Source organism: Pantoea sp. SGAir0180, from assembly GCF_043546245.1.
The window spans coordinates 2486464-2510404 of sequence record NZ_CP028071.1; the positions used below are offsets into that span (position 1 = coordinate 2486464).

The window sequence follows — 23941 nt, forward strand, 5'->3', positions numbered from 1 at the left end:
AGCGGGTCATTCCGGTGTGACAGAGACGCTTTTAATCTGCGCGTACAGCCACTGCTCCGGGCGAATGTTAAGTTCGTCCCGGGCCCAGGGAGAGATGCGCGCCCAGAGTTCGCTGATACCGATGCGCAGCTTAACCTCCACCTGATCGCCCACCTCAATTAACTCCACCACCTGTGCCGGCAGCACATTGCGAACAGAGCTGTGTTTTGCCGGTTGCAGCGTCAGCGAAACATCGGCCGACGCAATCCGTATCCGTAATGGCGTTTTGACCGGCTGATTTACCCGACTGACCCAGATATGCTGATCGCCCAACGATAACGCCGTCATCGGGTAATCTGGATGATGCTCTAGCACCTGAACGCGCAGTACGCTGGTCAGGTCGCTGACCGGCAGCCAGGGGCGCATCGCACTGCTGCTCCAGACCCGCTCCAGCGGGCCAAAGGCCTTCACCTTGCCGTGATCCAGAACCAGCACCGTCTCGGCCAGTTGCAGAATTTCGTCGAGGCTGTGAGAAACGTACAGCACCGGGATATCCACCTGCTTTGCCAGTTTTTGCAGATATGGCATCAGCTCACGCTTGCGCGGCAAATCCAGCGAGGCCAGGGGTTCATCCATTAACAGGATATCAGGGGCGCTGAGCAACGCCCGCCCGATGGCCACCCGCTGCTTTTCGCCGCCCGAGAGCGAGAGCGGAAAACGGTCCAGTAAGGGTTCGAGTCCCAGTAAGTCCACCAGCGTGTCAAACTGCCCTTTCATACTGGCTGCCAGGCCATAGCGTAAGTTACCCCGGACACGATAGTGCGGAAACAGTCGCGCCTCCTGGAAAACGTAACCCACGTTGCGCTTTTCAGGCGGCAAGGCAATCTGCTGTTCGGCGTCAAACAGCACACGGTCATGCAGCTGAATGCGCCCGCGCTGCGGCCGGGTCAGCCCCCCAATCGCGTTGATTAACGAGGTTTTACCCGCACCCGACACGCCAAATATTGCCGTGATGCCGTTGGCGGGAACCGTCACGTTGATCTCCAGCTCATGTTCGCCCAGCCGTTGTGTGAAATCGAGCGTCAGCATCCGGCCCCCATCCGTTTCCGGCCCCATTGCGCCAGCCATTCAGACACCAGCAAGGAGGCCAGTGCCAGCACCACCGCGATAACGCACAGACGCGCAGCGGCCCCTTCTGCCCCGGGCGTTTCAATCAGCGTATACATCGCGAGCGGCAGCGTGCGCGTTTCGCCAGGAATGTTGGAAACAAATGTAATAGTGGCACCGAATTCCCCCAGCGAGCGGGCAAAGGCCAGCACCGTACCGACGATAATACCGGGCAGCGTTAACGGCAGCGTAATGGTAAAAAAGACCCGCCAGCGGCCCGCGCCCAGCGTCCGGGCCGCCTGTTCCAGCCGGATATCCACGGCGTCCAGCGCCAGGCGAATGGCCCGCACCATGAGCGGAAAGGCAATCACCGCCGACGCCAGTGCCGCACCGCGCCAGCTAAACGCGAAGCTAAAGCCGAACCATTCATACAGCTTTTCACCAATAAAGCCGCGTCGGCCCAAGCCAATCAGTAACAGATAACCGACCACCACCGGCGGCAGCACCAGCGGCAGGTGAATCACACCGTCCAGAAGCGCTTTACCCGGAAACTGGCAGCGGACCAGAACCCATGCCATAAGGATGCCGAAGGGCAGACTGCACAGGACGGCAATGCCGGAGACCTGCAGGCTGAGCATCACGGCCTGCCATTCAACATCACTGAGTATCATTTTTTAGGCGTGAATCCGTATTGGGTAAACACTGCGGCCGCTTCCGGCCCTTTCAGGTAGTTATAAAAAGCCTTAACGGCCGCGTTGTCGCGATCTTTAACAATCGCGACAGGATATTCGACCGGTTTATGGCTGTCTTCCGGAAAGGTGCCGACCACCTGGACTTTTTGGCTGGCGACCGCATCAGAGCCGTACACAATGCCGTAAGGCGTTTCATTACGTTCCACCAGGGCCAGGGCGGCACGCACATTGTTGGCGCGCGCCAGCACAGGTGACAGTGAAGACCAGGCACCCAGCTTCTCAAGTGCCTCTTTGGCATAGATGCCCGCCGGCACATGATCGGGATCGCCGACCGCCAGACGTTCGCCTTTCAACAGACGTTTCCAGTCGGTTTTATCGTTAATCGTTACCGGCCTGGCGTTCTCACTGCGTGGCGCTATCAGAACCAGATCGTTGCCCAACAGGGTATAGCGGGTTGTGTCGATCATGCTTTTTTTCGCGACCGCATCATCCATCCACTGCTGATCGGCTGAGATAAACAGATCGGCGGGCGCGCCCTGCTCAATCTGACGGGCCAGGACTGACGACGAGGCAAATGACGACACCACCTCTGTCCCATGTGTTTTCTTATAGTGTGCCGCAATCTCGTTAAGCGCATTGGTCAGTGAGGCCGCCGCAAAGACGGTGATTTTATCGGCTGCCAGCGCCGGAACGGCCAGTGACAGGGCAATTACGGCGGCAGTTGCGGAACGTAGTAAGGTTAAACTCATGATTTTTCTCCAGTGATCGTTATATATAAAATAATACAGCGAACGGCCTGACAGCCAGACAAAATGATTAAAAGAGGAAGAAAAGCGTGGACGTAAAACAGCAACGTCCGTGCTGAGACGGACGTTGCAGGAGGATTAATGCTGAGAGCGAGCGTTAGTGTTGTCGCGGCGACCCGTTTTAGAGATGAGGTTAAACACTTCACCCAGACCGTAAATCAGGCCTAACATAATCGCCATAACCACAGGTACCATAATCACTGCCACGGCGAGGCTTTTAATGAGTTCCAGCATGGAAAGTCCCACTTTGCGGATAAAAAAGAGATTGTAACGGCTCAGTAAAAATTTGCGCAGACCTTTTCGTGCTTTTACTTTGAGGCGCAAAGCTCGTTATCATCAGCCCGATCACGCGACTTACCTTTTGCAGGAGCCACCATGCAAGCCGACCTCACCCTTCATATTCGCCTGCAGCAGAAACTGTTTGCCGATCCCCGCCGCATTGCCTTGCTGCAACGCGTGCAGCAAACCGGCTCCATCAGTCAGGGCGCTAAACTGGCGGGCATCAGTTACAAAAGCGCCTGGGATGCCATCAGCGACATGAACCACCTGGCCGGGCAGGAAGTCGTGGCACGCGCGACCGGGGGCAAAGGCGGTGGCGGCGCGCAGTTAACCCGCTACGGTGAACGACTGGTACAGCTGTTTGGCCTGATGGAAAAGATTCAGCAACATGCCTTCGATGCGCTGCAGCAGGATACCCTGCCGCTCGACAGCTTACTCGCGGCTATCGCCCGCTCCTCCCTGCAAACCAGTGCACGTAATCAACTGTTTGGTACCGTCGTGCACAATGATGCTCAGCAGGTGATACAGCATCTGACGATTCTGCTTGCCGATGGCGTGACGCGGCTCAACATTGCCCTGACCGAGCGCAGCGCAGAACGGCTGAATTTGCACGCCGGAAAAGAGGTGCTGGTATTAATCAAGGCCCCGTGGGTCAGTGTGCATACCGCGCCCACTGATGCCGAGAATCAGCTTGCCGCAACGCTGACGGCTATCGAAAAAGGCCAGCAGGTGAGTGAAGTGCTGATGACCTTACCCAGTGGCGAAACGTTGTGTGCCACGCTGGATAACCGTGAAACGGAACAGCATCAGCTTCACATCGGCATGAATGTTATCGCCAGCTTCAGCGCCAGTCATGCGATTGTTGCCTCACTGCGGTGATTTTCACCGGCCGGTTTGACATCCCTGTTTGCAGTCGCTAAAACGTCAGTTAACGCTGCATAAAATGGAACAAATCATGGCTTCATTGCAAATTTCGCAAGGCATATTTCACCTTAATGATACCCGGGTGCTGTCCCTGGCCGATGTGCATCTTCGCCGGGGTGAGCGCTGGGCGTTTGTTGGCGCAAACGGCAGCGGCAAGTCCTCGCTGGCACGCGCGCTTTCTGGCGAGCTTCCCCCGTTATCGGGTAAGGTGACGCACGATTTTCAGCGCCCGTGGCGCCTGTCGCTGGAGCAGCTACAGAAGCTGGTCGCCGAGGAATGGCAACGCAACAATACCGATTTACTCAGCGAAGGTGAGGACGACAGCGGCCGCACCACGGCGGAAATTATTCAGGATGCGGTGAAAGATGCCGCACGCTGTGAACGTCTGGCGGCGCAGTTTGGCATCAGTAGTCTGCTCAGTCGCCGCTTTAAATACCTGTCCACAGGCGAGACGCGAAAAACGCTGCTGTGCCAGGCGCTGATGGCACAGCCTGATCTGCTGATTCTGGATGAACCTTTTGACGGCCTGGATGTGGATTCCCGCGCGAATCTGACGGCCACCTTAGCAACGCTGCATGAGGCTGACGTCACGCTGGTGCTGGTGCTGAACCGCTTTGACGATATTCCGGATTATGTCGATCAGGTGGGCGTTCTGGCCGAATGCAGCCTGACGCAGGTCGGGCCACGCGAGACCATTCTGGCCCAGACGCTGGTCGCCCAGTTGGCTCGCAGTGAAAAGCTGGACGGTATGGCGTTGCCGGAGGCCGATGTGCCCGATCAGTTGCCCGCGTTGGCGGATGATGCGCCGCGCGTGATTCTGCGCAACGCGGTGGTGTCTTATAACGATCAGCCCGTGATCAACGGCCTGAACTGGCAGGTGAATCCCGGTGAGCACTGGCACATCATTGGCCCCAATGGCGCGGGTAAATCCACCTTACTGAGCCTGGTGACGGGCGATCATCCGCAGGGTTACAGCAATGATTTGACCCTGTTCGGCATTCGCCGTGGCAGCGGCGAGACCATCTGGGACATCAAGCAGCATATCGGCTATGTCAGCAGCAGCCTGCATCTGGACTACCGGGTCAGCGTGAATGTGCGCACCGTGATTTTATCGGGCTTTTTCGATTCGATTGGTCTCTATCAGGCTGTATCTGACCGCCAGATGGCGCTGGCGCAACAGTGGCTGGCGCTGACAGGGATGGATAATGCGATGGCGAATGCGCCGTTCCACAGTTTGTCCTGGGGGCAACAACGGCTGGTCTTAATCGCCCGCGCGCTGGTTAAGCATCCCACGTTATTGATCCTTGACGAGCCCTTGCAGGGGCTGGATCCGCTTAACCGGCAACTGGTGCGCCGCTTTGTGGATATTCTGATTGGGGAAGGCCGGACCCAGCTGCTGTTTGTTTCGCATCATGCCGAAGATGCCCCGCACTGTATTACGCATCGCCTGCATTTTCTCCCTGATGGCACAGGCGGCTACCGTTATCAGCAAGATGTGATCTGACACAACCCTGCCGTGCAAACGGCGGGGATATCACCTGCAATGTAAACGTTACCATTTAAAACCCCATTCCATGACCATAATGTGCCTTTTCGCCTTTAAATAAGAATAGTCATCTTGTGTAAACGATACCATTTATTCAGACTCGATCACGCTTTCATGCCGTTTGATGTGCTATTTTTTAGCGATGATTTTTTTATTTTGACGCTGACCAGGATGCGACATGCAAAAATTTAACCCGGCCGATCATCCCCATCGCCGTTACAATCCCTTGACCGACCAATGGATTCTGGTTTCACCTCACCGGGCCAAACGTCCCTGGCAGGGTGCGCAGGAAACGCCCGCGGTAAATGCCCTGCCGTCACACGATCCAGACTGTTTTCTGTGTGCAGGAAATACGCGCATTACCGGCGATGTGAACCCGGATTACAAAGGTACGTACGTTTTCACCAATGACTTTGCTGCGCTGATGACGGATACGCCGGATGCGCCCGAAAGCGATGATCTCCTGATGCGTTGCGAAAGCGCGCGCGGCACCAGCCGCGTGATTTGCTTTTCGCCCGATCACAGTAAAACGTTGCCTGAAATGTCCCTGAGCGCGCTGGAAGAGGTCGTGCGCACCTGGCAGGAACAGACCGCAGAGCTGGGCCAGCATTATCCGTGGGTGCAGGTGTTTGAGAACAAAGGCGCTGCCATGGGCTGTTCGAATCCGCATCCGCATGGCCAGGTCTGGGCCAACAGCTTCCTGCCTAACGAGGCCCAGCGCGAAGATGACCATCAACGTCAGTACTTTGCAAAAACCGGCTCGCCAATGCTGGTGGATTACTGTGCGCGTGAACAACAAGACGGCAGCCGCACCGTAGTGGAAACCGAGCACTGGATCGCCGTGGTGCCGTGGTGGGCCGCCTGGCCCTTTGAAACCCTGTTACTGCCCAAAGCGCACGTGAAACGCATGACCGATTTGAGCGAGGCGCAACGCAACGATCTGGCGAAAGCCCTTAGGCTGCTGACCAGCCGCTATGACAACCTGTTCCAGTGCGCCTTCCCCTACTCCATGGGCTGGCACGGTGCGCCGTTTAACGGCGAGGAAAACGCCCACTGGCAACTTCATGCCCATTTTTATCCGCCGCTGCTGCGTTCAGCCACGGTGCGCAAATTTATGGTCGGCTACGAGATGCTGGCTGAAACCCAACGCGATTTAACCGCGGAGCAGGCAGCAGAACGTCTGCGCGCCGTGAGTGACATTCATTTCCGTGAGGCACAACAATGAGCTTAAAAACCATCACGCAGCAGGTCTTTACCGACACCTTTGGCTATGCGCCCACTCACACGATTCAGGCACCCGGCCGCGTCAACCTGATTGGCGAGCATACGGATTATAACGATGGTTTCGTTTTGCCTTGTGCCATTGACTACCAAACCGTTATCGCCTGTGCCAGACGCGACGATCGTCAGGTACGCGTTGTGGCCGTGGATTACGATCAGGCGCAGGACAGCTTCTCACTGGACGATCCCATTACCAGCGTGAGCGAGCCGATGTGGGCAAACTATGTGCGTGGCGTGGTGAAGCATTTACAGAAGCGCGCGCCTGATTTTAACGGCGTGGATATGGTGATTAGCGGTAACGTGCCTCAGGGCGCGGGCCTCAGCTCCTCTGCCTCGCTGGAAGTGGCCGTCGGGACCGTTTTTCAGCAGTTGTTCAACCTGCCGCTGGATGGCGCCGCCATTGCGGTAAACGGTCAGGAGGCGGAGAACCAGTTCGTGGGCTGTAACTGCGGCATTATGGATCAGCTGATTTCCGCGCTGGGGCAAAAAGATCATGCCATGCTGTTGGATTGCCGCTCACTCGGCACCAAACCGGTTTCCCTGCCGGAAGACGTGGCCGTGGTGATCATTAACTCTAACTTCCGCCGAAGCCTGGTGGGCAGCGAATACAATACCCGCCGCCAGCAGTGTGAAACCGGTGCGCGCTTCTTTAATAAGAAAGCACTACGCGATGTCGGCCTGGCGGAATTTGAGGCGGCGGTCGCGCAGTTAGATCCTGACGTCGCGAAGCGCGTGCGCCATGTCATTACCGAAAATGCCCGTACGCTGGAAGCCGCAGAGGCGCTTTCGCGTGGCGATTTAACGCGCATGGGGGAACTGATGGCGGAATCGCATGCCTCAATGCGTGATGACTTTGAAATCACCGTGCCGCCTGTCGACACGCTGGTTGAAATTGTTAAAGCCGAGATCGGCAATCGTGGTGGTGTCCGTATGACCGGTGGCGGCTTCGGGGGCTGTATCGTTGCGCTGATGCCGCTTGAGCTGGTTGAGCAGGTGCAGGCCGCCGTCGCCAGCCAGTACGAAGCTAAAACGGGCATCAAGGAGACCTTCTACGTGTGTAAAGCTTCAGAAGGAGCAGGTCAATGTTAAGCGATGTCAATTCCCATGCGCCGGATGGTCAACCATGGCGCATCACCGTGCTGCGTAATGCGCACGGAATGGTAGCCACCTTTATGGACTGGGGAGCAACCTGGCTGTCGGCGCGCGTGCCACTTCAGGACGGCAGCGTGCGCGAGGCCCTCTTAGGCTGTGCCACGCCGTCCGATTATCTGCATCAGGATGCCTATCTGGGGGCGACCGTTGGCCGTTACGCTAACCGTATCGCCGGGGCAAAACTCAATACCCTCAACCGACAACTGCTCGCCAACCAGGGTGAGCATCAGTTACACGGTGGTCCGGACGGGTTCGATAAACGCCGCTGGCAGATTATCAGCCAGTCAGAAAGCGAAGTGCATTATCGTCTGGATTCGCCTGACGGCGATCAGGGCTATCCGGGAAATCTGATCGCGGATTTGCGCTATGTGCTGGATGACGATAACTGCCTGTCCATCCACTATGAAGCCCGGTGCGATCAACCCTGTCCGGTGAATCTCACTAACCATGCTTACTTTAATCTTGATGCGCATCATGGCGATGCGCGCCAGCATCGCTTACAACTGCACGCCGATCGTTATCTGCCCGTCGATAGCGAGGGTATTCCCAACGGCCCGCTGAAAGCCGTGGACGGCACCAGCTTTGACTTCCGTCAGGCCAAAAGCCTGGCACAGGATTTCCTTGCCGATGCCGATCAACAGGCGGTTAAAGGCTACGATCATGCCTTTCTACTTAACAGCGCGGGCGATGCAAGCCAGCCCGCAGCAGCGTTATGGTCGCAGGACGGCAAGCTGCAGTTAAGTGTAACGACGTCGGCCCCTGCCCTGCAGCTGTACAGCGGCAACTATCTGGCTGGCACGCGCGCCCGGGAGCAGGAAAGCTATACTGCTTACCAGGGGATTGCGCTGGAGAGTGAGTTTTTACCGGATTCGCCCAATCATCCCGAGTGGCCACAGGATGATTGCTGGCTGCAGCCGGGGGATCGTTGGGAATCCGTTACGCGCTATCGTTTTACCTCACACTGAGCCGCCGGGTGAAAAACGCGCAGTGCGTCACAGACAGACTTACGCAGTGCGCTGTTTTCCGCTATGGTAGAGCGCAATGGTCGGCCAGCGGGCTGGCGACAACAGGTTTCCATTATCTCAGAAACATCAAGTATTAAGGAGTTAAGCTATGGCTGTAACTAAGCTGGTTCTGGTGCGACACGGCGAAAGCCAGTGGAACAACGAAAACCGCTTCACCGGATGGTATGATGTAGACCTTTCTGACAAAGGCCGTACCGAAGCTAAAGCAGCCGGACAGCTGCTGAAGAAAGAAGGTTTCGTGTTCGATTTCGCCTACACCTCCGTGCTGAAACGCGCCATCCATACCCTGTGGAATATTCTGGATGAGCTGGATCAGGCCTGGCTGCCCGTTGAAAAATCCTGGCGTCTGAACGAGCGTCACTATGGTGCGTTACAGGGGCTGGATAAAGCCGAAACCGCCGCTAAATATGGTGACGAGCAGGTCAAACAGTGGCGTCGTGGCTTCGCCGTGACCCCGCCGGAGCTGGATCGCAGTGATGAGCGTTTCCCAGGACACGATCCGCGTTATGCGTCATTGTCCCCTGAGCAACTGCCCACCACGGAAAGTCTGGCACTGACCATCGATCGCGTTATTCCTTACTGGAACGAAAGCATCCTGCCACGTATTAAAAGTGGTCAGAAAGTGATTATCGCCGCACACGGCAACTCATTGCGCGCGCTGGTGAAATACCTGGATAACATGAGCGAAGACGAGATTCTTGAGCTGAATATCCCTACCGGCGTTCCGCTTGTTTACGAATTCGACGAGAACTTCAAGCCCGTCAAACACTACTACCTGGGTGACGCCGATGAGATCGCAGCGAAAGCGGCGGCCGTGGCAAATCAGGGTAAAGCGAAGTAATGTACTGACCTGTAAAAAGGGCCAGACTGCGATGTCTGGCCCTTTTTTATGGCCTCACGGTTAACCGCGACGCTGTTTGACCGCATCGGCCAGCTGACGTAATACCTTTTCGGTATCTTCCCAGCCGATACAGGCATCGGTCACGCTCTTACCGTAAACCAGCGGTTCACCGCTTTCCAGGCTCTGATTGCCTTCCACCAGATGGCTTTCAATCATCACGCCAATGATGCCGCGCTCGCCATTGATCATCTGCTGTGCCACATCATCAGCCACCTGCATCTGCTTCTGGAACTGCTTGCTGCTGTTTGCGTGACTGAAATCTATCATCACCTGCTGCGGTAAGCCAGCCTTCTCCAGTCCGGCCTTCACGGCACTGACGTGGCTGGCGCTGTAGTTAGGTTCTTTTCCGCCGCGCAGGATGATATGACAGTCGCTGTTGCCGCGCGTTTCCACAATTGCAGAGTGACCATATTTGGTCACGGACAAGAAACAGTGCGGTGAACCGGCTGCGTTGATCGCATCAATCGCCACTTTAATGGTGCCATCGGTCCCGTTTTTAAAACCGACCGGGCAGGAAAGACCGGAAGCCAGTTCACGGTGCACCTGCGACTCTGTCGTCCTGGCACCAATAGCGCCCCAGCTCATCAGGTCAGCGACATACTGCGGCGTAATCATGTCCAGAAACTCACCCGCCGCAGGCAGGCCAGAATCGTTAATCTCCAGCAGCAGCTTACGCGCCAGGCGCAGGCCATCATTTAGCTGGAAGGTGCCATCCATATAGGGATCGTTGATCAGCCCTTTCCAGCCAACAGTGGTACGCGGTTTTTCAAAGTAAACGCGCATTACCACTTCCAGCTCGCCCTTCAGCTGCTCACGCAGGTTTAACAGACGTGCGGCATACTCTTTTGCGGCCTCGGTATCGTGGATAGAGCAGGGTCCGATTACCACCAGCAGCCGATCATCGGCCCCGTTCAGGATCTGGTGAATGGCCTGACGCGCCTGAGAAACGGTTTGCGCGGCACGTTCGGTTGCAGGAAATTTTTCCAGCAGGGCAACGGGGGGCAACAGCTCTTTTATCTCTTTAATGCGTAAATCATCATTCTGGTAATTCATACTGATTCCATATAATTTCTGGCCCGGCGCGCGCCGGGCTCAACCCAGCCAATGTAGCCGGAAGCGCACAGGGTGTAAATTCTGAATCCATGTAAAATGCATGTGTAAAATTTGCATAAATGGGTTATGCGTCTAGACTTTTAAGGGTAACTACTGAGGATCGGTGGCTTACGTTTATTAATACCTGTCTTTAAGCTAACCAGCGAAATTTTATTTCGCTCAGGTCGCTTTTTGTCTGAAACCTGACAGCGGGTTAGAGACAGCAAATATCATTGATTAACGGGAGCATAATGATGAATAAGTTTGCACTAATTTTTCTGACGGCAGCGATGACTCTGGGCAGCGGCGCAGCAATGGCTGCCAACGGAAACTCTAACCAGGCTGCAGCAGCAGGTGCCGTTGCGGGCGGGGCGAATGAGAACCTGCCACCGAATAAAGTCGATAACAGCAAAATTAACAATACCGGTACTGAGATGTCGTCTCCAACCCGAGACAGCACCTCCAGCAGCAAGCATATGACCGCGAACGAAATTGATCAGAACAGCCAGTGTAAAGATGGCAAATGTCCTGATATCAACAAAAAAGTGCACACCAAAAAAGGTGGCGGCCACGTCAATACCAAAACTGACGGCACGACGCAGTAAAGTATACTGTGTGCATTATGAGGAGAGCCGCGGCTCTCCTTTATTTTATCCCGCTGCGACTTCCGCTATGCTGAGCCTGTGAAATTTACAGGGAAATGTTCATGGCCTCACTGCTTCTGATTGACGATCATCCACTGGTTGAAGTGGCGCTGGACGCGGCACTCTCGCAATCGCCTGTCCCCATTCAGCTTATTTCGGCCAGCAGCGAGCACGCCGCTCGCCCTTATCTCCAGCTTCCTCCGGATATCATTGTGCTGGATATCGGCCTGCCCGATGGCGACGGACTGGAGATTCTGCGCCGCCTGAAAGTGCACTTACCCTATTGTCCTGTACTGATCTATTCTGCCCAGCAAAGCAGCCACTACATCCGGCGTGCGCAGGCGCTGGGGGCGGCGGGTTATGTGGTGAAAAGCCAGCGGATGGCGCATTTACTCAGTGCCATTCTTGCTGTACTGGGCGGCCAGTCAGCCTTTCCTGAAGGCCACAGCACCGAACCCGAATTACCGTTAACCAGTAAAGAGCGCCAGGTGCTGGCGTTGCTGGCCAGCGGCCTGTCCAACCTGCAAATTGCCGAACAGTTGCATATCAGTAATAAAACCGTCAGTACGCATAAAAAGAATATTCTGGAAAAAACCGGCGCGCGTTCTGTTGTCGAGCTGGCCGATCTGTGGAAAGCACAGCAGTGATACGCTGGTTACTTCTCCTGCTCCTGCTGGCGCCGCTGGCCCAGGCCGACGTGCGTCCGGTCAGCAGTATCAATCTGCCTATGATGATGCCGGTAAAAGGCGCAGAGCTGATGCAGGGCAAAGTGGTGCGTGTGGGCCTGCTGGATGAGAATACGGCGCCCTGGGCCATGCATGTGGGCAACGATCTGTACGGGATTGACGCCGATTATCTGGCGGCGCTGCACCAGTTAACCGGGGCGCAGTTCTCCCTTCACCTCTATGCCACCCAGCCGGCTCTGCTGAGCGCCCTGCAGGTGGGGCAGATTGATTTTGCGTTAGGCATGCTGGCCCCGCCCTTTCCTGCGGGCGCCGTTGCCAGCGACAGCTGGTTTAGCAGCCCGTTACGTATTTACCGTAATCAGCAGAACCAGCGTGCCGTCATGTTTAACAGTGATAATGCACAACTGGCGATCAGCGAGCAAACCCTGGCACAGCTTCCGCCTGCGCTGGCTGCCCGCCATCACTGGCGCACCTACGGCAGCGATCTTCAGGCGCTCTATACGCTGCTCAATCAGCAAAACGACTATGTGGTCGCCGATGAAACCAGCGCGGGATTTTTGCTGAGTCAGCTACAGCAGGGACAAATTTACCAAATCGCGTCGGGGATTGATGCCGGGCAACTGACTCTGCGCGCGGTTTCCCGCGATCCCGCGCTGATTGCGTGGCTGAATCAGAGCCTGCGCCAGTTACCCGCAGAGTTGATGAGCACGTTACAGGCGCGCTGGAGCAGCAGCCTGCCGCGGTATCAGGACACACAAACGCTGATGCTGAGCGCCAGCGAGCGGCAATGGATAGCAGCCCATCCCCAGGTTACCTACGCCGCTGAAGCCGATAACTATCCCTGGAGCTATCGCGACAGCAACGGCACGCCCCGCGGTTACGGTATCGATCTGCTCAATGCGGTCGCACAGAGCACCGGTTTACGTTTTACGCCGCACTGGGTCAGTAATCCGCAACAGGCGGCCACGCTGCTGGCACAGCATCAGGTGATGTTACAGCTGATGCAACCGCTCAACGGTGAAACTCAAAGCACCAGCCTGCCCGTCTGGCGGGCACTCTGGGGTATTTACAGCCGCCAGCCCGCAGCCGGCTCTCACTGGAGCGATCTGGCAGGCAAACGTATTGGTATCCTGCAGGATGATCTGGCCCAGCGCCTCGTCCCTGACACCATCCCGGTTCAGCGCTTTGCGGATCGCAACAGCCTGTACGACGCGCTGGCTACCGGTCAGATTGACGCGCTGGTCGATAACGTCCTGTCTGCGCGCTGGCGCATTGCCAGCCGTAACGATCCTCTCATTCATCTGGCTTTCGCGGCCAGCGATATCGCCTGGCCTGTGGCCATCGGAGTGGCACCTGATGAGCCTGTTCTGCGTGGGCTGCTGGATCGCGCGTTACAGCAGATTCCCGTCGATACGCAAAACCAGATGCGCGATCGCTGGTCAATGCCGCCCCAGCCCGGCAGCGTGGGCGCGATGCGCGTGCTGCCCGTCGCGGTGTTGGCGGCGGCAGGTGTTGCCATTGTCGTGTTACTGCTGTTACTGGCCCGGCGTTACTGGCAGCAACGGCGGGATCGCCAACAGCGCGAACAGGCGGAACACGCGAATGCCATGAAGAGCCAGTTTTTAGCGACGGTCAGCCATGAGCTGCGAACGCCGATGCAGGCGATCCTGGGGCTACTGGAGCTGGAAAAACAGCAAAGCAGCCGTGAAAACCTGCAGCTTCTGTACCAGAGCGCGCAGTCCCTGATGACGTTGCTGAATGATTTGCAGGATCACGCGCGCATTGAAAACAACAGTTTCACCCTGTCGCCCCGCCCGCTGGCACTGGCACCCTGGCTGGCGCAGCAGCGCCATTTCTATCATCCGCTGATGCGGCCGGATGGCCCGCATTTACAGGTAGAGGCCCTGACGCCGCTGCCTGACGCGGTGATGCTGGATGCGGACCGCCTGCAGCAGATCGTCAACAACTTAGTGACCAATGCCTTTAAATTCACCCGGCACGGCCTGATCCGCCTGACGCTGTCGGCTACAGACAAATTGCAGTTAACCGTCAGCGACAACGGCAGCGGGATTCCCCCTGAAGAACAGCTCAGACTGTTCGATCCCTGGTACCAGGCCCCGTCGGGCAAAGCGCTTTCCGTTCAGGGCAGTGGCCTGGGGCTGTTTATTTGTCGGGAAATGGTGCAGCGCATGGGCGGTGAGATTCACCTGCATTCTCAGCCCGGCAAAGGTACCGAGGTCACACTTATCCTGCCGCTGATTCCCTGCGATAGCGTCCCTGAGGGCGATCCGGCCACGCTGCCAGGTTTTCCGCAACTGCGCGTGGCCGTAGTGGATGATCATCCGACAAACCTGATCGTGATGCAGCAGCAGCTGGCGCGCTTTGCGATTCAGGCGGACTGTTTTGAGCAGGGCCGCGACCTGTTGCTGGCCGATGCCCGGCGCCCTTACGACCTGCTGTTTATCGATCAGATGATGCCGCGCCCGGACGGTATGCTCCTGCTGCGCGTGTTGCGTCGTCGCCAGCGTCAGCGAGGCGGAAGGCCGTTGCGGGTGCTGTGCTCTGCTGATGCGCAGTTACTGAATGTACAGACTGAGCCGCATGAACGGGTGCTGATTAAACCGGTACAGCTACAGGATATCAGCGACCTGCTGACCGCCTTCCATGACGATCCGCTGGCCGCGCTGGATAACAACCTGTGGACACTGGCGCAGCAAAACGAGAACTATCTTAGCCGACTGGGCAAAACCTTACGTGATACCGTGGAGAAAGACATGGCACAACTGCGCGCGGCCATTGCCAGCGGTGACGAAAGACAGTTAGCCGAGTCCGCGCATCGCCTGAAAGGAAGCTGGCTGCTGATTGGCATTGATGAGGGCGTAGCGCTTTGTCAGAAGTTGACCGATCGCGCCAGACAGCATCACAACATCTCAGCAGAGTGGCAATTGCTGATATCATTGACCGAAAGATTACTACATAAACTGGACACGTATGGCACACACCCACTCTCATAGCGGTCAGGACACTAACCGTACGCGGCTGATGGCCGCGTTTGCCGTGACGGCACTCTTTATGGTGGCAGAAGTGATTGGCGGCTGGCTGTCGGGCTCGCTGGCGCTGCTGGCCGATGCCGGTCACATGCTGACCGATACCGCCGCCCTGTTAATGGCCTTACTGGCGGTTCAGTTTGCCAAACGCAAACCCAATGAACGTCATACCTTTGGCCTGCTACGTCTGACCACGCTGGCCGCGTTTGTAAACGCCCTCGCCTTAATCGGCATCACCATTTTGATTGTCTGGGAAGCGGTGGAACGGTTTACCCATCCGCAACCCGTCACAGGCGGCCTGATGCTCGGCATTGCGATTGCCGGCTTGCTGGCGAATATTCTGTCTTTCTGGTTGCTGCATCACGGCAGTGAAGAAAAGAACCTGAATGTGCGGGCGGCTGCGCTGCACGTCATGGGGGATTTGCTTGGTTCGGTGGGCGCGATTGTCGCCGCGGTGATTATTCTGTTTACCAACTGGACGCCCATTGACCCCATCTTATCCATCGTCGTGTCGATGCTGGTGCTGCGTAGCGCCTGGTCGCTGCTGCGGGAAAGTTTACATGAGTTGCTGGAAGGCGCGCCTGCGTCGCTGGATGTGAAGAAACTGCGGCGCGATCTGAAGCGGAACATTCCCGAGGTGCGCGATGTCCATCATGTACATGTCTGGCAGGTGGGCGAGCAACCGATCTTAACGCTGCACGTCCAGGTCATTCCACCGCGCGATCATGATGGCCTGCTGCGCCGCATCCACACGTACCTGCATGACCATTATCAGATTGAGCATGCTACGGTACAGATGGAGTTTCAGCCCTGCGTGGGCCCTGACTGTGAGCTGAACGGACAGGTCATTGAAGAGGGCCATCATCATGGCGGGCATTCGGATCATGCTGCTGAAACGTCCCATCAGCACAGTGATCATTCACCTCACCACAGTGACCACGTTCATCATCACAGCCATCATCACTGAGCTGAGAGCGCACGCGAACCCTGTTTGCGTGCGCTGATGATCCACATGCGTGAGCCGTTCAGCGCAATTAACGTCAGAATGGCGTACTCCAGCGACATCGCATACACCCCCTGACGGGCAAACACCATCACACTGATCACGTTGATGACCACCCACAAAAGCCAGTTTTCAACATACTTCCGCGTCATCAGCACCATTGCCACAATCGACAGCACCATCAGGCAGGCATCCCAGAAAGGGAAGGCGTCCGGCTGCAACGTCGGCATCGCCACCGTAAAACCCAGTGCATTCATCAGGGCCACCGCGGTACGGGTGAGAAAGGCAAACACCGGATCGATGTAGATCGTCATCAGCCCCACCGCTATAACGCAAACCGCCGCCCAGCCAATGGCCTTGGGCAGCGGAAGCCAGCGAATCGTTAACGCCGCCTGGTTATCAATGGTTTGTCGGCTCCAGGCGTACCAGCCATAAACGTTGGCCGCAAAAAAGAACAGCTGTAACAGCAGGCTGGCATAGAGCTGAATCTGAAAAAATATCACCGCAAACAGCGTCACGTTTATCAGGCCGAACGCGTAGTTAGCGATTTTCTCCAGGCTGGCCAGCCAGATACATAACAGGCCCGCCAGGGTGCCAACGGCTTCAATCCAGGACAGATCGTACCCGGTCGCGCCCAACGGGATGTGAACTAAAATGTTTTGCGTGCTAAAAAAATCCATATCAGGCACCTGTCAACGACGCGGATTACGCGTTTCCTTTCACGTTATGTTTGAGGTCTGCTGCAAAGGATAGCATACGGTTTAGCGGCACCAGCGCGGCCTCGCGCAGCGCCGCGTCTACGTGGATCTCATGAGCCCGCCCACCCGACGTCAGCGCCTCGGCAATGGCCTGCAGTCCGTTCATCGCCATCCAGGGACAGTGCGCACAGCTTCGGCAGGTTGCGCCCTCACCGGCGGTGGGCGCTTCCAGCAATATTTTGTCAGGAACCGCCTGCTGCATCTTGTAAAAGATGCCGCGATCGGTGGCGACGATCATCTGCGGATGTGGCAAGGTTTTTGCCGCCTGAATCAGCTGGCTGGTTGAACCTACCGCATCGGCCAGATCCACAATCGCCTGCGGCGACTCGGGATGAACCAGCACTGCCGCATCCGGATACAGCGCTTTCATCCGCTGCAGCGCCTGAGTTTTGAATTCGTCGTGGACGATGCAGGCGCCTTGCCAGCATAACACGTCGGCCCCGCTTTTTTGCGTAACATAGCGCCCGAGATGCCGATCCGGTGCCCAGATGATTTTTTCCCCCAGGCTGTCCAGATGTTCAATCAGTTCGACGGCAATGCTGGAGGTGACAACCCAGTCGGCGCGCGCTTTTACCGCTGCAGAAGTATTGGCGTATACCACCACCGTCCGGTCAGGATGCGCATCACAGAAGGCCGTAAACGCCTCAATCGGGCAGCCCAGATCCAGCGAGCATTCAGCCTCCAGCGTCGGCATCAACACGGTTTTCTCCGGGCTGAGAATTTTGGCGGTTTCGCCCATAAAGCGCACGCCGGCCACCAGCAGCGTAGTGGCGGGATGCTGGCTGCCAAAACGCGCCATTTCGAGCGAATCAGAGACGCAACCGCCGGTTTCTTCGGCTAAGGCCTGGATGTCAGGATCCGTGTAATAGTGCGCCACCATCACGGCGTTACGGGCTTTCAGCAGGGCTTTAATTTTTTCCCGGTAAAGCGTTTTTTGCTCGTCACTCAGCCGGGCGGGCTTAGGAGGAAAAGGATACACCGCATGTTCAGGATCAAAGATTGCGCTCATGACACCGCTCTCGTTCTGTAAAATTAACGAAAATAGCCGTTTCTGGCTTAACAGGACGTAAATACCGCCATCGTGTTTTATATGCTAAACACGATAGCGAAAAAGCAGCAGCCTGTCGCGTTTTATTTGGTCATGACGATGCAGAAAGCCCCACCAGGCCGGGCTGAGGGGCTTCCAGTTGAAGCAGAAAGGCTTTGACCGTCAGGCCACCGGCAAATCCCGTCAGTTTTCCATTGGCCCCGATGACCCGATGACACGGTGCCACAATGGACAACGGATTTCTGCCGTTAGCAGCACCGACGGCACGTACCGCTGCCGGATGCCCAATCTGCTCGGCGATCTGGCGGTAACTGCGGGTTTCGCCAAACGGAATAGAAAGTAGCGCCTGCCAGACTTTTTTCTGAAATGCTGTGCCGTCCATATCCAGCGGTAAGTCAAAAACGCGCCGAGTGCCGGCAAAGTACTCACGTAACTGCGTTTCGGTTTCGCGTAAAACAGGATGATTATCGTCGCGCTCACGCGGCGACAACCGGGGATGTCTGCGCACTTCGTCCTGCCATAAAATGGCCGCCAGACCGCGATCGCTGGCGATCAGGGTCAGTTCGCCCACCGGCGTTATTACAGGTTTGCAGTAATACATGCTGTTCCCTCCATCACATTGCTGTCTGGCATTATCGCATTTTCGCCACGCGAAACTGGCTGTTTTCGGTCATTACAATAAACTGTTGTGCTGTCCGAAAACAGCCAGTCAATATCCAATGCCCGCGCTACGCTGTCGCTCTTTGCCGGAGAAAAACCATGTTTGATTCAGATACCGCTTACCAGGCACTGACCTCGCGTGATACGCGCTTCGATGGTGTGTTTTTTGTCGGCGTGACCTCAACCGGCATTTACTGTCGCCCGATTTGCCCGGTGAAAGCGCCAATGCAGAAAAACTGTCTGTTCTTCAACAGCGCTGAGGCGGCAGAGAAAGCGCATTTTCGCCCTTGTCTGCGCTGTCGTCCGGAGCTGGCACCCGGCAACGCCCCCGTGGACAACGCCCACCGCGTGGCCGACCGACTGGTGCAGCGCATTGAAGAGGGCTTGCTGGAAGCCCACAGCGGCCTGGATGCGATTGCTGCAGAGTTTGGCATCAGCGCCCGTCAGCTGCGGCGCATTGTGCAGCAGGAGCTGGGCGTCACGCCACTGGAGCTTAAACAGACACGTCGTATGCTGCTGGCTAAGCAGCTTCTGACCGAAACCACGCTGCCGGTAACCGAGATCGCCTACGCCAGTGGATTTGGCAGCTTACGGCGCTTCAATGACGTGTTTCAGGCGCGCTATCGCATGACGCCGGGCGCACTGCGCAAAAGCGGCAACCTGTCGCCGCAACCTGCAACGGACACAATGCGGTTACGCCTTAGCTATCGTCCGCCTTACGACTGGCAGGCGATGCTGGACTTTTTACGCCTGCGGTTAATGAACGACATTGAAGCCGTTGATGGTGAAACCTACCGCCGGACGGTGGCGCTGGGCGAATACCGGGGTTGGGTCAGCATTTCGCATCTCCCGGCAAAGCAGGCGCTTCAGGTGGAATTCACCCGCTCTCTCACGCCTGTGCTGCCTGCCCTGCTGCGTCGGCTGCGCGACCTGTTTGACCTGAATGCTCAGCCGCAGCGCATTGCCGAACACCTGCAACAGGATCCCCTGCTGGCGCAAAGTATTCAGGATTACCCCGGCCTGCGTGTCCCCGGCGCATTTGACAGTGTCGAAATGGGCGTACGCGCCATTCTGGGCCAGCAGGTCACCGTTAAAGCCGCCACGACGCTCAGCAGCCGCTTTGCTCAGGCATTTGGTGAACCCTGCACCACGCCGTTCCCTGATCTGTCGCGCTATTCTGCGCAACCCCAGCGCATTGCCCAGGCTACGGTCGATGAGATTGCCCGCCTGGGCATTGTCAGTGCGCGCGCCAGAGCGATTCTGGCCTTTGCGGCCGCCTGTAACGAGGGCAGCCTGCGTTTCAATGCGACGCTTTCGCCTGACGACATCATGGCGCGCCTGGTGGCCTTACCGGGCATTGGCCCCTGGACCGCCCACTACATTGCCATGCGAGCGCTGCGCTGGCCGGACGCCTTCCCGAAAGAGGATATCGCCGTGCGCAATAATCTGGGGGGATTAACACCCAAAGCGGCAGACGCGCGCTCACAGGTATGGCGTCCCTGGCGCAGCTACGCCGTGATGCATATCTGGAAAAGCCTGTCACCGGCCAGTGCGAAGTAAGCAGCCCGTTGTCCTGAAAAGAAATATCACGCCTCGCCTCTAAACTCCTGGCCTGCTCAACCGATAACCAATTTGGCTTAACATCGTTGACATGGGCAGGAGGCAGAGGTCATGGGGTTGCGGTTAGAAAATACAAAAATTTCGCACAAACTCAGTTTAGGATTTGGACTCGTTTTGCTGTTGGTGGTGGGATCGGGCGCGGTAAGCATCGCGCGTTTTAAAACTATCCATGACGTTTATGAACAGAGCAACCTGATTTACGACATTAATATTGACGTGTTTCAGGCTAAGGTTAACCGGCTGAAACTGCTGTATGGCGATGAGAAAGCGGGGAAAGTGATGGCGGATTATATCGCCCATGCCGCTCAGCTGACACATGATGCCCAACAGTACCGATGGCTGCCCGAGGAGGAAACACAGCTCCAGGATATCGCCAGCCAGCTCAGCCACTTTCAGGCCAGCATCAGCGCAATGACCCAGGCCATGCAGTCTCTGGCAGAAACGGGTAAGCAGCTCGATCAGCGCAACATGCAGAGCCAGTCAACGCTGTACGAAGCGTTGATTAAAACCCAGATGACCGATGCCAGTGCACTGTTTCAGCAACTGCTTGCAATCAGCCAGTTGCGCGATCAGCTTCAGTTACTCCGTTATGATCCCGCTCATGCCAGCGCGATTCAGTCTCAGCTCACCCCGCAGGTCAACGCCATCCAGACCGACCTCACCACCCTGCTACCGCAATTACCTCCCGATGCTCAGACGCAGCTCAACGCGCTGTGGAATGCAACCCTTGAGGTTAAGCAACTCAGTGAACGTTACGCGGCAGGCTTTCTGGCCCTCAGTCAGGCGGAGAACGCGGTGAAGGTCGATGGCGATAAGAGCAGTGCTATCCTCAAAACGCTTCTGCAGCAGATGAAGGTAGAAAACAGCGACCTGACCAGGAGTTCTGTTAACCTGACGCTGTTGACGGTTGGCCTTGCTGTGCTGCTGGGCATGTTGATTGCCTGGCTGATTGGCCGACAGATTACTCATCCCGTCAGAAAGAATTTATGGCTGGCGGAGCGCATTGCTAAGGGCGATTTAAGCGCCGATATCAAACCGGCGGGCCGTGATGAGCTGGGCAAACTGGCTGGCGCGATGGGCGCGATGAATCAGCGTCTGCGGACAATGATTCTGGAGGTCCGCGACAGCGTGCTCACGCTGTCGCAGGCGGCGAGCAGTATTAACAGCGACAACCACACGCTCTCGTCACGCACAGAACAGCAGTCCGCCGCCGTGGTGCAGACGGCTGCCAGCATGGAACAGTTAACCGTTACGGTGAAGCACAACGCAGATAACGCCCGCCACGCCAGCCAGATTGCTGCTGAAGCGTCTAAAACGGCGGAGCAAGGCGGCGCCGCCGTCACGGAAGTCGTGCAAACCATGGGCGATATTTCTGCCAGCTCGAAGAAAATTGCCGAGATCACGGCCGTTATCGACAGTATTGCTTTCCAGACCAATATCCTGGCTCTGAATGCCGCCGTGGAAGCGGCACGCGCTGGCGAGCATGGCCGGGGGTTTGCGGTCGTCGCCAGCGAAGTACGTAACCTTTCGCAGCGCAGTGCGCAGGCAGCGAAGGATATCGATCAGCTGATCAGCGCATCGGTCAGTCAAATCGCGGAAGGCAATAACCGCGTTGCGCGCGCGGGCGAGAGAATGGGACAGGTAGTTCAGGCGATTTCCCGTGTGAATGACATCGTGGGTGAGATCTCTTCCGCCTCGGATGAGCAAAGCCGTGGCATTGAGCAGATTGCGCGTGCGGTCTCAGAACTGGACAGCACCACCCAGCAAAACGCCTCGCTGGTCTCTGCCTCTGCCCTTTCAGCCACCGCGCTGGAAGATCAGGCGCACCGACTTGAAACGCTGGTCAAACAGTTTAGCCTGGAACCCGGTCAGACAGCCGTACGCTAATCCGGCTGACGTATTACGCCCTATAAGCGCCTGTGGGGCGCTTTTTTTATAGCAGATGATTAGATCCGCCTGCGTGACGCCCGTTCGGCGGCACGCTGCCGGACAGGGACAGTGCGGACGGGAGTGTTGTGCCCTGACGGGAGTACGACAGATTTTGCTGGCCCGTGGGCCTCGCCCTGAGGGTGATGCTGACGCATCAGCCTGAATCGCACCGCGATTCAGTCGAACCTGCTGCAGGTTCTCATCATGCACGCTTGACTGTACTGCCCCATAAACGAAAAGCGCGCCCGTGGGCGCGCTTTTCTGTATTGGTGGGTCGTGCAGGATGGCCTTCGGCCCCGTGGGCCTCGCCCTGCGGGTGGATGCTGACGCATCAGCCTGAATCGCACCGCGATTCAGTCGAACCTGCTGCAGGTTCTCATCATGCACGTTTGACTGTACTGCTCCATAAACGAAAAACGCGCCCGTGGGCGCGCTTTTCTGTATTGGTGGGTCGTGCAGGATTCGAACCTGCGACCAATTGATTAAAAGTCAACTGCTCTACCAACTGAGCTAACGACCCGCTCGGGGCTTACAACCGCTCAAACACATGCCTGCATGCTGCCTGAGAATAAGATGGTGGGTCGTGCAGGATTCGAACCTGCGACCAATTGATTAAAAGTCAACTGCTCTACCAACTGAGCTAACGACCCATCTTAATGGTTGTGAAGCAATACTGAAGGTTCTCTTGGGGAACAGCGTCCTGCGGGAGATGGTGGGTCGTGCAGGATTCGAACCTGCGACCAATTGATTAAAAGTCAACTGCTCTACCAACTGAGCTAACGACCCATCTTCAGGCTTGCCAGACACATTTGCAATGTGTCCCGGCAACGGCGGCATATATTACTGATTTACCGAGGTAGCGCAACCCTTATTTTCTGTTAAGGGGTTCAATTGCCTACCTTTCATGCGGCAAGACCAGAAATCCATCGATATCCGGTCAAACCTGCACAAATTACATACCAGACAAGCGTTTTTGTGCCTGCTTAGCTGATTCGGTGTTCGGGTAAAGTTTGATCACCTGCTGATAAACGGCTTTGGCTTTTGCCGTGTCGTTTTTCTCTTGCATGATCACGCCAACCTTAAACAACGCTTCAGCCGCCTTGGGGGATTTTGGATACTGCTTCACCACCGTGGCGTAATAATACGCTGCGTCGTCTTTTTTACCTTTGTTATAAAACAGCTGCCCCAGCCAGTAATTGGCATTCGGCTGATACGTCGAGTCCGGGTAACGCTTCACCCACGCCTGCAGCGCAGTGATGGCCTGATCGTACTGTTTTTTCTCCAGAATGAGCGCAACAGCAGCATTGTAATCGCTGTTAGCATCGCCACTCTGAACAGGCGCACTGCTGCCGGCCGCGGCCGCACCTGCATCGTTGCCCGCTGTCGCAGCGCCCGCAGCCGCATTGTCACCGGCACCCGCGGCAGGCTGACTGGCATTGCTGCTGTTATTGCTGCTCAGACTGTCGATCTGTTGATAGATCTGCTTCTGGCGCTCAATAACCTGATTCAGCTGATAGGTATTTTGCTGGATTTCCCCACGCAATGAGTCGATATCCCGCTGGTTATCACTCATCTGCTGCTGCAGTTGCTGCATCAGCTGTGCCTGGGCATTGGAGATTCTTTCGAGACTGGTGACACGGTCTTCGACCGAGCCGGAGCCAACGCTACTGATTGACGCTTGGGCATGAGCGGCCCAGGGGGCCGCTACGCCAATCAGTAACGACAGACTCAACAGGTGATGTCTGAAGTTACTAACCATGTG

Annotated in this window: 21 protein-coding genes, 3 tRNA genes and 1 other RNA gene; 12 read left to right on the plus strand and 13 right to left on the minus strand. The window is 56.6% G+C overall.

The features are described 5' to 3' along the window. Positions 1-6: 6 nt before the first annotated feature. The 4 genes from modC to C1N58_RS11605 form a co-directional block, all read right to left on the minus strand. Positions 7-1068 carry a molybdenum ABC transporter ATP-binding protein ModC gene (gene modC, locus C1N58_RS11590; protein WP_006118497.1) on the minus strand — a complete coding sequence of 354 codons (1062 nt, stop codon included), beginning with the start codon at positions 1066-1068 and terminating at the stop codon, positions 7-9. Continuing rightward, positions 1062-1757 carry a molybdate ABC transporter permease subunit gene (modB, locus tag C1N58_RS11595; protein WP_006118496.1) on the minus strand — a complete coding sequence of 232 codons (696 nt, stop codon included), beginning with the start codon at positions 1755-1757 and terminating at the stop codon, positions 1062-1064. The genes modC and modB overlap by 7 nt, the downstream gene beginning before the upstream one ends. Continuing rightward, positions 1754-2527, minus strand: coding sequence for a molybdate ABC transporter substrate-binding protein (gene modA / locus C1N58_RS11600; protein WP_054687982.1), 774 nt, complete (start codon positions 2525-2527; stop codon positions 1754-1756). The genes modB and modA overlap by 4 nt, the downstream gene beginning before the upstream one ends. Positions 2528-2662: 135 nt before the next feature. Further along, positions 2663-2818 carry an AcrZ family multidrug efflux pump-associated protein gene (locus C1N58_RS11605; protein ID WP_006118494.1) on the minus strand — a complete coding sequence of 52 codons (156 nt, stop codon included), beginning with the start codon at positions 2816-2818 and terminating at the stop codon, positions 2663-2665. A gap of 141 nt (positions 2819-2959) precedes the next feature. On the opposite strand from C1N58_RS11605, the gene modE reads away from it, so the two are divergent. The 6 genes from modE (at position 2960) to gpmA (ending at position 9632) form a co-directional block, all read left to right on the plus strand. Beyond that, complete coding sequence (gene modE / locus C1N58_RS11610; protein WP_205952813.1) at positions 2960-3742, plus strand: molybdenum-dependent transcriptional regulator; 783 nt, start codon at positions 2960-2962, stop codon at positions 3740-3742. A 76-nt stretch (positions 3743-3818) separates the two neighbouring features. Beyond that, a complete protein-coding gene (gene modF / locus C1N58_RS11615; protein WP_394564196.1) occupies positions 3819-5291 on the plus strand; it encodes a molybdate ABC transporter ATP-binding protein ModF in 1473 nt (490 codons plus the stop codon). Between the two features lie 220 nt (positions 5292-5511). Further along, positions 5512-6558, plus strand: a complete 1047-nt coding sequence (gene galT / locus C1N58_RS11620; protein WP_394564197.1) for a galactose-1-phosphate uridylyltransferase — start codon at positions 5512-5514, stop codon at positions 6556-6558. Then, positions 6555-7703 (plus strand): galactokinase, encoded by a 1149-nt coding sequence (gene galK, locus C1N58_RS11625; protein ID WP_054687985.1) that lies wholly within the window; start codon positions 6555-6557, stop codon positions 7701-7703. Before galT ends, galK begins: the two co-directional genes overlap by 4 nt. Continuing rightward, a complete protein-coding gene (gene galM / locus C1N58_RS11630; RefSeq protein WP_054687986.1) occupies positions 7697-8731 on the plus strand; it encodes a galactose-1-epimerase in 1035 nt (344 codons plus the stop codon). Before galK ends, galM begins: the two co-directional genes overlap by 7 nt. 148 nt (positions 8732-8879) lie before the next feature. Continuing rightward, positions 8880-9632, plus strand: coding sequence for a 2,3-diphosphoglycerate-dependent phosphoglycerate mutase (gene gpmA, locus C1N58_RS11635; protein ID WP_054687987.1), 753 nt, complete (start codon positions 8880-8882; stop codon positions 9630-9632). A gap of 60 nt (positions 9633-9692) precedes the next feature. On the opposite strand, the gene aroG is transcribed toward gpmA, so the two are convergent. Beyond that, a complete protein-coding gene (gene aroG, locus C1N58_RS11640) occupies positions 9693-10745 on the minus strand; it encodes a 3-deoxy-7-phosphoheptulonate synthase AroG (protein ID WP_006118487.1) in 1053 nt (350 codons plus the stop codon). A gap of 290 nt (positions 10746-11035) precedes the next feature. Here aroG and C1N58_RS11645 point away from each other — a divergent pair, with 290 nt between their 5' ends. The 4 genes from C1N58_RS11645 to zitB all read left to right on the plus strand — a co-directional run bounded on the left by C1N58_RS11645 (position 11036) and on the right by zitB (position 16128). Beyond that, positions 11036-11389: a YbgS-like family protein gene (locus C1N58_RS11645; RefSeq protein WP_006118479.1), complete on the plus strand. Its 354-nt coding sequence runs from the start codon at positions 11036-11038 to the stop codon at positions 11387-11389. 101 nt (positions 11390-11490) lie between these two features. Continuing rightward, complete coding sequence (locus C1N58_RS11650) at positions 11491-12075, plus strand: LuxR C-terminal-related transcriptional regulator (protein WP_394564198.1); 585 nt, start codon at positions 11491-11493, stop codon at positions 12073-12075. Then, positions 12057-15128, plus strand: coding sequence for a hybrid sensor histidine kinase/response regulator (locus C1N58_RS11655; RefSeq protein WP_394549794.1), 3072 nt, complete (start codon positions 12057-12059; stop codon positions 15126-15128). Before C1N58_RS11650 ends, C1N58_RS11655 begins: the two co-directional genes overlap by 19 nt. Further along, positions 15106-16128, plus strand: coding sequence for a CDF family zinc transporter ZitB (gene zitB / locus C1N58_RS11660; RefSeq protein WP_033737748.1), 1023 nt, complete (start codon positions 15106-15108; stop codon positions 16126-16128). The genes C1N58_RS11655 and zitB overlap by 23 nt, the downstream gene beginning before the upstream one ends. Here the strand turns inward: zitB and pnuC are convergent. The 3 genes from pnuC to C1N58_RS11675 form a co-directional block, all read right to left on the minus strand. Beyond that, a complete protein-coding gene (pnuC, locus tag C1N58_RS11665; protein ID WP_205957371.1) occupies positions 16122-16844 on the minus strand; it encodes a nicotinamide riboside transporter PnuC in 723 nt (240 codons plus the stop codon). The genes zitB and pnuC overlap by 7 nt on opposite strands. Before the next feature lie 25 nt (positions 16845-16869). Further along, complete coding sequence (nadA, locus tag C1N58_RS11670; RefSeq protein WP_006118473.1) at positions 16870-17931, minus strand: quinolinate synthase NadA; 1062 nt, start codon at positions 17929-17931, stop codon at positions 16870-16872. A 130-nt stretch (positions 17932-18061) separates the two neighbouring features. Next, positions 18062-18571, minus strand: coding sequence for a methylated-DNA--[protein]-cysteine S-methyltransferase (locus C1N58_RS11675; protein WP_006118472.1), 510 nt, complete (start codon positions 18569-18571; stop codon positions 18062-18064). Between the two features lie 158 nt (positions 18572-18729). Here C1N58_RS11675 and C1N58_RS11680 point away from each other — a divergent pair, with 158 nt between their 5' ends. Together C1N58_RS11680 and C1N58_RS11685 are read left to right on the plus strand one after the other, a co-directional pair. Continuing rightward, positions 18730-20190, plus strand: a complete 1461-nt coding sequence (locus tag C1N58_RS11680; RefSeq protein WP_033737750.1) for an AlkA N-terminal domain-containing protein — start codon at positions 18730-18732, stop codon at positions 20188-20190. A 111-nt stretch (positions 20191-20301) separates the two neighbouring features. Further along, positions 20302-22137 (plus strand): methyl-accepting chemotaxis protein, encoded by a 1836-nt coding sequence (locus C1N58_RS11685; RefSeq protein ID WP_394564199.1) that lies wholly within the window; start codon positions 20302-20304, stop codon positions 22135-22137. Between the two features lie 309 nt (positions 22138-22446). Here C1N58_RS11685 and C1N58_RS11690 read toward each other — a convergent pair. The 5 genes from C1N58_RS11690 to cpoB form a co-directional block, all read right to left on the minus strand. After that, positions 22447-22580: non-coding RNA, RtT sRNA (locus C1N58_RS11690), on the minus strand. Positions 22581-22623: 43 nt separating this feature from the next. Further along, positions 22624-22699: transfer RNA gene (locus C1N58_RS11695), tRNA-Lys, on the minus strand. 54 nt (positions 22700-22753) lie between these two features. Then, positions 22754-22829: transfer RNA gene (locus tag C1N58_RS11700), tRNA-Lys, on the minus strand. 60 nt (positions 22830-22889) lie between these two features. Further along, positions 22890-22965 (minus strand) — tRNA-Lys (locus C1N58_RS11705). A gap of 166 nt (positions 22966-23131) precedes the next feature. Next, complete coding sequence (cpoB, locus tag C1N58_RS11710) at positions 23132-23938, minus strand: cell division protein CpoB (RefSeq protein WP_033739354.1); 807 nt, start codon at positions 23936-23938, stop codon at positions 23132-23134. Positions 23939-23941: the final 3 nt, after the last annotated feature.